Source organism: Kocuria tytonis, from assembly GCF_003226895.2.
GTDB classification, from domain to species: Bacteria; Actinomycetota; Actinomycetes; order Actinomycetales; family Micrococcaceae; genus Kocuria; species Kocuria tytonis.
The window spans coordinates 230,712-242,185 of the sequence record NZ_PNJG02000003.1 but is presented as its reverse complement, the minus strand read 5'-3'; the positions used below and the strand labels follow the sequence as shown (position 1 = coordinate 242,185).

Here is an 11,474-nt window from a genome sequence, read left to right as displayed (position 1 = left end):
ACGCAACCGGAGCCGAGCGTTCCGGCGCCCACGGCCACGCAGCCTGCCCCGCAACCCCCCCCGCGCCCAGGTCTTACCACGGGATGGCATGGGCGGTGCGCCGCCCATGCCATCCCGCACCGGTCTCGAGTCCCTGGCCCTCAGTCCCGCAGCAGCGTGGCCCGCAGCAGCCGGCCCACCTGCGGGGTCTCCAGCAGGAAGCCGTCGTGACCGCTGGGTGAGGTGATCACGTGCAGCTCCTGCTCACCGGGCAGCGCCGCCACGAGCTCGGCGGACTCCCGGGGCAGGAACAGCCGGTCCGAGTCCACGGCCGCCACGAGCCACTCGCACCGGGAGCGCGCGAGGGCCTGCCGGAGGCTGCCGCGGCCGCGGGCGACGTCGTGGGACATCAGGGTCTCGTTCACGCCGAGGTACGCGTTTGCATCGAAGCGCGCCGCGAGCTTGACCGCCTGATGGTCCAGGTAGCTCTCCACGCGGTAGCGTCCCCGGTCCCCGGTGTGGCTCGGTTGCGCCGCGGACCCCTTCTCGGGACCGTCCCAGGGCACCGCACCGCGCGCGGATCCCGCGTGGCACGGGGGCTCCGCCCGGGCCCGGGCATCCGCGCTATCCTGCGGTTCCCGGCCGAAGCGCGCGGCGAGCTCGTGCGCGCTGCGGTAGGTGATGTGGGCGATCCGCCGCGCCAGCCCGAGCCCTTCGGCGGGGTGCGGGCCCGCGTAGTAGTCGCCGCCCTGGAAGTGCGGGTCCTGCCGAATGGCGAGCGCCTGGGTGCGGCCCCATGCGAGCTGCTCCGCACTGACCCGGGCGTTCGCCGCGATCACGGCGCACGCCGTCACGCGCTCGGGGTGGCTCACGGCCCACTCCAGCGCGCGGGCACCACCCATGGAGCCCCCGACCACCAGGCGCCACCGGTCGATTCCCAGCAGGTCCGCGAGCCGCGCCTCCGCGGCCACGGTGTCCCGCACCGTGATCCGCGGGAAGCGCGCACCCCACGGGGTGCCGTCGGGTGCGGGACTCGCCGGACCCGTGCTGCCGTGGCAGCCGCCCAGGATGTTGGCGCACACCACGAACCACCGGGTGGTGTCGATCGCCGCGCCCGGACCCACGAGCCCGTCCCACCACCCGTCGGTGTCCGCGGCCGCCCTGCGGTCCAGGGCGTCGAACGGGGCGGTGTCCCCGTAGCCCACACTGGTGCCGCGCGCCACATGGGAGTCGCCCGTGAGGGCGTGCTCGATCAGCACCGCGTTGGAACCGTCCGGGGCCAGCTCGCCCCACGTCTCGTAGGCCAGGCGCACGCCCGGGAGCCGGAACCCGGATTCCAGGCTCACGTCCCCGATGCCCGCGCAGCGCACCACGCCGTCACGGCGCACCGAGGGCGCGCACGGCGTCACGGTCATGGTCAGGCCGCCTCGTCGTCCGACGACGCCGCGTCACCCACCGCGCCGCCCGGCGCGTTCACCGCGGCGAACCCGATCTCGAGGTCCGCGAGAATGTCCTCGATCCCCTCGGTGCCCACGGACAGCCGAACGAACCCGGGTTCCACGCCCGCCGCGAGCTGCTCCCGCTCCGAGAGCTGAGCGTGCGTCGTCGACGCCGGGTGGATCACGAGCGAGCGGACGTCGCCGATGTTCGCCACGTGGGAGTGCAGCTGCAGCGCGTCCACGAACGCGATGCCCGCGTCCCTGCCGCCGGACAGCACGAACCCGAGGACGGAGCCGGCGCCGTCGGGAGCGTACTTCCGTGCGCGGTCGTGCCACGGCGAGGACTCCAGGCCGGCGTAAGAGACGGACGCCACCTCGGGCCGGGTCTCGAGCCACCGGGCCACCCTCTCGGCATTCGCCACGTGACGCTCCACGCGCAAGGACAGCGTCTCGATGCCCTGCTCGATCAGGAACGCGTTGAACGGGGAGATGGACGTGCCCAGGTCACGCAGCAGCTGCACCCGTGCCTTCAGGACGTAGGAGAGGTTCACGCCGAAGGCGCCGTCCGCGCCCAGGTCGCGGGCGTACACCAGTCCGTTGTAGGTGGGGTCCGGCTGGTTGAAGCCCGGGAACCGCTCCGGGTCCTGCCCGTAGTCGAAGCGCCCGGCGTCCACGATGAACCCGCCGATCGCGGTGCCGTGGCCACCCAGGAACTTGGTGCCCGAGTGCAGCACGATGTCTGCGCCCCACTCGATGGGCCGCACCAGGTACGGGGTGGCCACGGTGTTGTCCACGATGAGCGGCACACCGGCCTCGTGGGCGATCCCGGCAATGGTCTCCACGTCGAACACGTCGTTGCGGGGGTTCGGGATCATCTCGCCGAAGAACGCCACGGTGTCCGCGCGCACGGCGTCCCGCCACTGCTGCGGGTCGTCCGGGTCCGCGACGAACGTGGTCTCCACGCCCATGCGCGGCAGGGTGTGCCTGAGCAGGTTGTAGGACCCGCCGTACAGGGACGGGCTGGCCACCACGTGGCTGCCGGCGCCGCCCAGGTTCAGGATGGCGAGCGTGGCGGCGGCCTGCCCGGAGGAGACCATGAGCGCACCCACTCCCCCCTCCAGGGAGGCGAGGCGGTTCTCCACCACCTCGGTGGTGGGATTGGTCAGCCGGGAGTAGATGGGGCCCATGTCCTGCAGGGCGAACCGGGCGGCGGCCGTCTCCGCGTCCGGGAAGACGAAGGACGAGGTCTGGTAGATCGGCAGGGACCTCGCGCCGGTCACGGGATCGGGGTTCTGGCCCGCGTGGATCTGACGGGTCTCGAAGGTCCAGCCCTGGGGGTTGTCGGGGGTGGGTGCGGTGCTCATGGCCGTGCTCCTTCTGGGAAGGATCAGGGGTCCGGGGCCGGTCCGCACGGTGCCCGTGCAGTGGACCGGGCACCAGTGACCCGCGCTTGCCGTGGACGTCGGACGACGTCCCGGCCAGGTCTTCACCCAGGGCACCCCACCGCGGTAAGGGAGGGTTGCCGGTCAGCAAGCTGGGGCTTCGCGCTGACTCTCGTGACCTAGACCTCCATTGTGGGAACCGTCCGGGGCGCACGTCAAGCGAGCGGGTCGTGCGGCGGGCCCCTGTGTTGCACCACCCGATTTGGACGGCCGTGTGGCGGGTGTCACGATAACTGCATGAAGCTGGATCACGTTTCCTTCGCAGCGCAGCCGGACGGGCTGGAGGCCACCACCGAGCAGATTGCGGACCGACTGGGCATCGAGCCCGTCAAGGGCGGGGTGCATCCCCGTTTCGGCACCCGGAACATGATCCTGCCCCTCACGGACCACCAGTACGTGGAGGTCGTCACCGTCCTGGAGCACCCCGCTGCGGACAAGGCCCCGTTCGGTCAGGCCGTCCGGGCCCGTTCGGAGGCCGGCGGCGGCTGGCTCGGCTGGGTCGTGGAGGTCCCGGACCTCGCGCCGTTCGAGGCGAAGCTCGGCAGGCCCGCCGTGCCGGGCGGGCGCATCTTCCCGGACGGCCGGCAGCTCGAGTGGCACCAGATCGGCGTGAAGGGCCTGATCTCGGATCCGCAGCTGCCGTTCATGATCCGCTTCGACTCCGAGGACGAGATGCACCCCTCGCGGGCCCGGGTCACGGACGTCCGGCTCAGCGGCCTGGACATCGCGGGCTCCCCCGAGCGCGTGACCGACTGGCTCGGCGGTCCGGTGGAGGACGTCCTGGGCTCCCTGGACGTCACGTGGTCCGCTCCCCACGGCACCCCCGGGATCATGGCCGTCTCCTTCGAGACCCCGGACGGCACCGTCACCATCTGAGCGTCGTCGTACCGCGCGGTCCGACGACGCCGCCCGAACCGGTCTCCCCGTCCCGGTCCGCAGGCGCGGGACAGAAAGAGCAACCCCGTGCGGCTCAGCCCGCAAGCAGCTGCGGTGCCAGGAATCCCACGGTGTCCAGCAGCGCGTGGGCGACCAGCAGCGGCATGAGACGGCCGCCGCGGCGGTACACCCACACGAACACGAGCCCCATCACGAGGTTTCCCAGCGCGGGCCCGAATCCCTGGTACAGGTGGTAGCTCGCGCGCACCACGGCGGAGACCACCGCAATCGTCCACCACCGCCTGCCGAGCCCGCGCATCCGGTCGCACAGGAACGCCACCACGATGACCTCTTCCACCAGGGAGTGCCGCAGCGCGGAGAGCACGAGCAGCGGCACGGTCCACCACGTGTTCTCCAGCGTGGACGTGGTGATCTGGGCCGTGACGCCCAGGGCCCGCCCGGCGTGGTAGAGCGCGAGCGTCCCACCACCCATCACCGCGAACAGCGCGGCTCCCCACAGCAGATCGCGCACCGGCCGGCGGGCGTCCACCCCGATCCCGCGCAGGACGCCGGGGATCCCGCGTGCCGTGCCCGCCATGAGGTACAGCGCGAGCACCACGGGCACCAGGGCGAAGCCGATGCCCGCCAGGCGGCGCAACGCGTCGACGAGGGCGACGCTGCTCAGCGGCTGGTTCAGGGTGGCGGTGCTCTGCGCCACGGAGGACTGCAGCATCACCTCCACGAGGTCCAGCACCGCGTACACGGCCGATGCTCCCAGGGACACGCCGAGCACCAGGAGCAGCTGCAGCCGCAGGTCGGCGGGGGCGGCCGAATGGGGCGCGGGGATCGAGGTCTGCACACCCCCATTCTGCCGGGCGGTCCGCCGAGAACGGTGCGCCGGGCCCGGCCGGCGGCAGGCTCACCCCGGCACCGGCCTGGATAGGGTGGGAGGCATGCGCCCGCGCCCCACCGCCATGGACACCTCCCCGCGTCGACGCGCCCTGCGTCCCGGGTGGCGCCGCAGGGACGGTGTGGAAGCCGTCATCCTCGCGCTCGCCGGTGTCGAGCTGGTCTACCTCTCGGACTTCGTCCAGAAGGTCCCCTGGAAGGTCGACGTGGGATGGGTGGCCCTGGGAGCCGTGATCCTGGCCGCCCCACTGGCATGGCGGCGGCGCTTTCCCGTCACCGTGATGGTGGCGGTGTCCGTCCTGTACTTCGCGCTCGCCACGTGGGTGGGGGTCGAGATGTACGCCTCCCAGGTGGTGCTCTTCCTGGGCTTCTACTCCGTGGGGGCGTGGTGCCCGGACCGCCACCGGGCCATGTGGTCCCGCGCCGCGGTCGCCGCAGGAATGGGGGTGTGGCTGGTCTGGGTCACCGTGGACCAGTTCACCGACCCGCAGGTGGGCGAGCGCGGCGTCAACGCCTACATGGCGTTCGCCGCGATCCAGCTGCTGATCAACATCGCCTACTTCACCGGGGCGTGGATCTTCGGCAACCGGACGTGGCACGCGGCGATCGAACGGGAGGACCTCGAAGCCGCCCACGCCGAGATCCGGAACCAGCAGGACCGGCTGGCCGAGCAGGCCGTCAGCCTCGAGCGGCTCAGGATCGCCCGGGAGCTGCACGACGTGGTGGCCCACCACGTGACGGCCATGGGCGTGCAGGCCGGCGCGGCACGGGTGAGCATGTCCCGGGACCCCGAGGCCGCGGCCGTGCACCTGCGCGGCGTCGAGTCCTCGGCGCGGGATGCCGTGGCCGAGCTCAGGACCATGGTGCACACGCTGCGCGACGGCGAGGGGATTCCCGACTCGGTGCCCCGCCTGGCCGACCTCGACGCGCTCGTCGCCGATGCCCGGGCGATCGGTCAGGACGCGGCGCTCGAGCGGATCGGCCCGGAACCGGACCTGCCACCCCCGGCACAGCTGGCGCTGTACCGCACGGCCCAGGAGGGGATCACCAACGCCCGCAAACATGCCGGGCCCCGTGCCGCCGTCACGGTGCGGCTGCGCACCGGGACGGACCGCGTCGAGCTGGAGATCAGTGACAGCGGGCGTGGCAGCCGGCTCGGCGGCTCCGCGGCCGGTGGTGCGGGGATGGGCCTGACCGGCATGCGGGAGCGGATGGCGTCGGTGGGCGGCACACTCGAAGCGGGTCCCAAACCGGACGGCGGCTGGCTGGTGCGGGCCACGGTGCCCGGCCAGGCGGGAAAGAAGGTCGCCTCATGAGCCTGCGGGTCCTACTGGTGGACGACCAGCCCCTGATCCGTGTGGGCTTCGCCACGATCCTCACCTCGCAGGGGGACATCGACGTGGTGGGCGAGGCCGGCGACGGCGTCGAGGCACTCGAGCTCGCCGCCGCCCTCGATCCGGACGTGGTGTGCATGGACGTCCAGATGCCGAGGATGGACGGCATCGAGGCCATACGTCAGCTCCTGGCCACCGGAGCACGGGCCGCGGTACTCGTCCTCACCACGTTCGACACGGACGAGGCGCTCTTCGCGGCCCTGTCCGCAGGGGCATCGGGGTTCCTGCTCAAGTCGGCGGGCCCCGAGGAGCTGATCGAGGCGGTCCGGGTGCTCGGCCGCGGTGATGCTCTGCTGGACCCGCTGGTCACGCGGCGGGTCCTGGAGCGCATGGCGGGGACACCCGCTGCGGAACGGGACCCCGCGGCGTCGTCGTACCGGGACTCACCCGCCCCGGAAACCCCGACCCGTCCCCGGGCGGAGTGCGAGCTGGCGCGGGTGGGTCTCACCGCCCGTGAGGCCGAGGTGCTGCGCGCGATGGCACGGGGCCTGTCCAACGACGAGATCGCCCGGCAGCTGGTCGTGGGCAGGGCCACCGTGAAGACCCATGTCTCGAACGTGCTGCTGAAGACGGGTGCGCGGGACCGGGTCCACGCCGTCATCTGGGCCTTCGAGCGCGGGGTGACCGGCCGCTGAGGCGCCGCGTCCGCCGCGGAGCCGGTTCCTCCCCCTCCAGGGGGAGGAACCCCGGGGTCGAGAAATCCCCCACACGGCGGAGGTGCACGCGGCCGTCGCTTCGTAGGCTCGAACCATGATCGCAGTGAACGGGGTGAACAAGTCCTTCGGCGCGGCCCACGTGCTGCAGGACGTGACCTTCGGCATCCAACCGGGCCTCATGACGGGCTTCGTGGGCGGCAACGGAGCGGGCAAGACCACCACCATGCGCATCCTGCTGGGCGTGCTGACGCCCGACTCGGGCCGGATCGAGGTGGACGGGGCCCCGATCACCGCCGACTACCGGGCGGGAATCGGGTACATGCCGGAGGAGCGCGGTCTCTACCCCAAGATGAGCGTCCTCGACCAGCTGGTCCACCTGGGCCGGCTGCACGACATGTCCGGCGCCGCCGCGAAGACCCGGGCCCTGGCCCTGCTCGACCGCCTCGGGCTGGGCGAGCGGGCGGGCAGCCGCCTCGAAGAGCTGTCACTCGGCAACCAGCAGCGGGCCCAGATCGCCGCCGCCCTGGTGCACGACCCTGTGGCCCTCGTCCTGGACGAGCCCTTCTCCGGTCTGGACCCCCATGCCGTGGACACGACCCTTCAGGTGCTGCGGGAGACCGCGGACACCGGGGTTCCCGTCCTGTTCTCCTCCCACCAGCTCGACCTCGTGGAACGGCTGTGCGACGAGCTCGTCATCCTCGCCGACGGACGCGTGCGCGCCACGGGCTCGCGCGCCGAGCTCCTGGCCGCACACGCGGAGCCCGAGTGGGAGCTCGTCACCGCGACGGACACCGGGTGGGTGCGCGATGCTCGCGGCGTGGAGGTGCTGTCCTTCGACGGCGGCCACGTCCGCTTCCGCGCCGTCTCGGACTCCGCCGCCCACGAGGTCCTCGCCGACGCCGTGGGCAGAGGCACCGTCCACCGCTTCGGACCCGTCACCCGCACCCTGCACGAGATCTTCACGGAGGTCACCCGATGAGCACCGTCACTGCCGCCTCGGCGAACACCACCGCCGGGCGCCAACCCCGACGCACCCCCTTCTGGTCCGCGGTGGGCACCGTGGCCGCACGCGAGATGACGGTGAAGGCCACGTCCCGACCGTTCATCATCACCACGCTGATCCTGCTGGCCGCGGCACTGGCCGCCACGCTGCTCGTGCCGCGCCTGGGCGACCTGTTCGCCGGGGACGCCGTGCGCGTGGCCGTGGTGGACCAGACGGCGGCGTCGGTCCAGGGGCTCGGCGAGGACTACGCGCCCCAGACACTCGGTTCGGAGGATGCGGCCCGCGAGGCGGTGCGCAGCGGTGAGGCGGACGCGGCCGTCGTGCCCGATCCGGGCAGTCCCTCCGGCACGAGCGTCCTGGCCATGACGGACGCACCCACGGATCTCGTGCAGGCGCTGTCCACGAGCCCCACCGTGGAGCTGCTCGACCCGAACGCCCCGAATCCGCTGCTGCGCTACCTCATCGCCTTCGGCTTCGGCATCGTGTTCTTCCTGGCAGCGGTCACGTTCGGCCAGCAGATCGCCGTCTCGGTGATCGAGGAGAAGCAGTCGCGGATCGTGGAGATCCTGCTCGCTGCGGTCCCGGCGCGGGCCATGATGGCCGGCAAGGTGCTGGGCAACGCGGCCATGGCGATCCTGCAGGTGGGCCTGGTGGCCGTCGGGCTGCTGCTGGGGATGCAGATCAACGGGGACGTGCTGCCACTGGACGGGCTGGGGGTGCCGATCCTGTGGTTCGTGGTCCTGTTCTCGATCGGGTTCGTGATGATCGCCGCACTCTACGCAGCCGCCGCCTCCATGGTGTCCCGGCAGGAGGACATCGGCTCCACCTCGATGCCCGTGATGCTCATGATCATGCTCCCCTACTTCGGTGTCATCTTCTTCAACAGCAACCCGGAGGCGCTGCGCGTCATGAGCTGGATCCCGTTCTCCGCCCCGGTGGCCGTGCCGCTGCGCATCTTCCTGCAGCAGGGCGCGTGGTGGGAGCACATCGGTTCACTCGCGGTCCTGGTGGTGTCCACCGCTCTGGCCATCTGGCTGGCCGCGGTGATCTACGAGCGGTCCATCCTGCGCACCGGCAAGGCACTGAAGTGGCGGGAGGCCCTGCGGGGCTGACGACGGCGGTGGCGCGCCCCGGCCGCGGAGAGCACGGTCCGCGGTGCGCGCCACCGATCCGCCGCGCGGGGCCTGCTGCGGGCCCTTCCGCGGTGGGCCTTCCACGGGAGAGGCGCCGCGGGGCGAAGCGGCTCCCGTGCACACTCCCATCACGTGGGCACAGGACCCGTCCCTACACTGGCCCCATGACTTCCACGCAGCCCACCACCTCCGCAGAGTCCCCCACCGGCATCCCCTACCCCGTGGCCCCCCGCCGTCCGGTGGAGCGCACCTTCCACGGCCACACGTTCTCCGACCCCTACGAGTGGCTCCGGGAGAAGGACCTACCCGAGGTCCGCGCGCACCTGGACGCCGAGAACGCCTATGCGGAGGCCACCACCGCGGACCTCGCCCCGCTGCGGGAGAGCATCTACGGGGAGATCAAGAACCGCACGCAGGAGACGGACCTCTCGGTGCCCGGCCGCCACGGGGACTGGTGGTACTTCGCACGCACCGTGGAGGGCGGCGCGCACCAGGTGTTCTGCCGTGTGCCGGTCGCGGACCCCGCGGACTGGACGCCGCCCGCCGTGGAGCCGGGCGTCGAACTGGCCGGCGAGGAGACCCTGCTGGACGCCAACGCCGCCGCGCAGGACCACGAGTTCTACTCCCTGGGTGCCTTCAGCGTCTCCGACGACGGCTCCCGGCTCGCGTGGTCCGAGGACGTCGCCGGGGACGAGCGGTTCACGGTCCACATCAAGGACCTCAGCACGGGCGAGCTGCTCGCCGACCGCGTGGCGCAGACCTCGTACGGGGCGTTCCTCACCCCGGACGCCTCCCAGCTGATCTACACCGTGGTGGACGAGTCCTGGCGCCCGTACCGGGTGTACCGGCACGTTGTCGGGACGGACGTGGCCTCGGACGAGCTGCTGTTCCAGGAGGACGATCCCGGGCTGTGGCTCGGCGCCGAGCTCTCCGCGGACAAGCAGTGGCTCATGCTCTCCTCCTCGTGCTCGGAGTACAGCGAGTACCGGATCGTGCGTCTCAGCGACCTTCCCGTGCGCGACGCCGGGCGCGCCGAGACGCCCTCCCCCTCCGCCGACGACGCCGCACGACCCCTCGACCTGCCGTGGCGCACCGTGCTCTCCCGCGCGGACCGCGTGCTCTACGAGGTGGAGCCCCTCGAACTCGCGGGCCGAGACCACCTACTGCTGACCCACGACGCGGACGCCCCCAACGGCCGGATCAGCCTGCTCCCGCTGGAGCACGCCGGGCGCCCCCTCGCGCAGCTCACGCTCGTGGCCGTCCTGCCCGCCTCGGACGCCACCCGGGTGGAGTCCTGCGTCCCCACCGCCACGCACCTCGTGGTGGCACTGCGCGAGGACACGACGCCGCGGGTGCGGCTGATCCCCCGCGGTGCGGTGGAGCGTCTGGTCACCGGCGCCGTGCCGGGTCGGACCGACGCGGGGCCGGACGGTGCGGCGTCGTCCCCCGCCCGGGAGAACGGGGCGAGCGCGGGGACGGACGGTGCGGCGCAGTCGTCGGCGGGCCCGGAGAACGGGACGCACGCGGGAACGGGCGGTGCGGCGTCGTCGTCGGACCGGGACAGTCGCGAGGGAAGTGACGGTGCTGAGGACACGACGCTGCTCGCCGGGACCGAGGCGGCGTTCGAGGAGGAGCTCTACACCGCCGCGGTCCTCTCCGCGGAGTACGAGAACCCCGTGGTGCGGGTGTCCTACACGTCCTTCGTGACACCGCCCCGCGTGTACGACATCCCCACCGGGGAACCCGGACGCGAGGGACTGGACGCGTACGGCGTGGGCGAGCCCGTGCTGCGGCGCGAGGCCACCGTGCTGGGCGGCTACCGCAGCGCGGACTACACCGTGGAGCGGGACTGGGCCGTGGCCGAGGACGGCACGCGGATCCCCGTGAGTCTCGTGCGGCGCGCAGACCTGGACCCCGCCGTGCCCGCGCCCGTGGTGCAGTACGCGTACGGCTCATACGAGATGAGCACCGACCCCGCGTTCTCCATCTCGCGGCTGTCCCTGTTGGACCGCGGCGTGATCTGGGCCGTGGCCCACGTGCGCGGCGGCGGCGAGCTGGGCCGGGCGTGGTACGAGAACGGCAAGAAGCAGAGCAAGACCAACACGTTCACCGACTACGTGGCGGTGACCCGCCACCTGGCGGCGCGCCCGGACGTGGACGCCGGACGCATCGCGGTGCTGGGCGGCTCGGCGGGCGGTCTGCTCGTGGGTGCGGTGCTGAACCTCGCCCCGGAGCTGTACTGCGGCGCCCTGGCGGCCGTGCCGTTCGTGGACGCGCTGACCTCCATGCTGATGCCCGAGCTGCCGCTGACCGCGCTCGAGTGGGAGGAGTGGGGCAACCCCGTGGAGTCCGTGGAGGTCTACGAGTACATGCGCTCCTACTCCCCCTACGAGAACGTGCGGGACGCCGACTACCCGCCGGTGCTGGCCGTGACGAGCCTCAACGACACGCGTGTGCTCTACGTGGAGCCCGCCAAGTGGGTGGCCGAGCTGCGCACGCACGTGGCGCACCCCGAGACGGTGCTGCTGAGGTGCGAGATGGCCGGCGGCCACGGCGGGGCCTCCGGGCGGTACTCGCAGTGGAAGGACACCGCGTGGGAGTACGCGTGGCTCGCCCGGCAGCTGGGGGTTGCGGACTGACGGG

9 protein-coding genes and 1 riboswitch are annotated in these 11,474 nt (G+C 72.3%); of the genes, 6 read left to right on the top strand and 3 right to left on the bottom strand.

Going from position 1 to position 11,474, the window contains the following annotated elements:
- Window positions 1–140: 140 nt before the first annotated feature.
- Window positions 141–1,394 (bottom strand): homoserine O-acetyltransferase MetX, encoded by a 1,254-nt coding sequence (gene metX / locus C1C97_RS10275; RefSeq protein WP_121031686.1) that lies wholly within the window; start codon window positions 1,392–1,394, stop codon window positions 141–143.
- A 2-nt stretch (window positions 1,395–1,396) separates the two neighbouring features.
- A complete protein-coding gene (locus C1C97_RS10270) occupies window positions 1,397–2,782 on the bottom strand; it encodes a bifunctional o-acetylhomoserine/o-acetylserine sulfhydrylase (protein WP_121031684.1) in 1,386 nt (461 codons plus the stop codon).
- A gap of 77 nt (window positions 2,783–2,859) precedes the next feature.
- Window positions 2,860–2,980: riboswitch (SAM riboswitch) on the bottom strand.
- Window positions 2,981–3,097: 117 nt separating this feature from the next.
- Here C1C97_RS10270 and C1C97_RS10265 point away from each other — a divergent pair.
- Window positions 3,098–3,736 carry a VOC family protein gene (locus tag C1C97_RS10265; protein ID WP_110920397.1) on the top strand — a complete coding sequence of 213 codons (639 nt, stop codon included), beginning with the start codon at window positions 3,098–3,100 and terminating at the stop codon, window positions 3,734–3,736.
- 94 nt (window positions 3,737–3,830) lie between these two features.
- Here C1C97_RS10265 and C1C97_RS10260 read toward each other — a convergent pair whose 3' ends face one another.
- Window positions 3,831–4,595 carry a CPBP family intramembrane glutamic endopeptidase gene (locus C1C97_RS10260; RefSeq protein WP_233542877.1) on the bottom strand — a complete coding sequence of 255 codons (765 nt, stop codon included), beginning with the start codon at window positions 4,593–4,595 and terminating at the stop codon, window positions 3,831–3,833.
- Between the two features lie 94 nt (window positions 4,596–4,689).
- On the opposite strand from C1C97_RS10260, the gene C1C97_RS10255 reads away from it, so the two are divergent.
- The 5 genes from C1C97_RS10255 (at window position 4,690) to C1C97_RS10235 (ending at window position 11,470) form a co-directional block, all read left to right on the top strand.
- Entirely contained in the window at window positions 4,690–5,961 is a 1,272-nt protein-coding gene (locus tag C1C97_RS10255; protein WP_110920396.1) for a sensor histidine kinase, read from the top strand.
- Window positions 5,958–6,674, top strand: coding sequence for a response regulator (locus tag C1C97_RS10250; RefSeq protein WP_121031681.1), 717 nt, complete (start codon window positions 5,958–5,960; stop codon window positions 6,672–6,674). Before C1C97_RS10255 ends, C1C97_RS10250 begins: the two co-directional genes overlap by 4 nt.
- Window positions 6,675–6,789: 115 nt before the next feature.
- Window positions 6,790–7,674 carry an ABC transporter ATP-binding protein gene (locus C1C97_RS10245; protein WP_121031680.1) on the top strand — a complete coding sequence of 295 codons (885 nt, stop codon included), beginning with the start codon at window positions 6,790–6,792 and terminating at the stop codon, window positions 7,672–7,674.
- Complete coding sequence (locus C1C97_RS10240; RefSeq protein WP_110920957.1) at window positions 7,671–8,810, top strand: ABC transporter permease; 1,140 nt, start codon at window positions 7,671–7,673, stop codon at window positions 8,808–8,810. Before C1C97_RS10245 ends, C1C97_RS10240 begins: the two co-directional genes overlap by 4 nt.
- A 185-nt stretch (window positions 8,811–8,995) precedes the next feature.
- A complete protein-coding gene (locus C1C97_RS10235; RefSeq protein ID WP_121031678.1) occupies window positions 8,996–11,470 on the top strand; it encodes a S9 family peptidase in 2,475 nt (824 codons plus the stop codon).
- The last annotated feature ends 4 nt before the right edge of the window (window positions 11,471–11,474 follow it).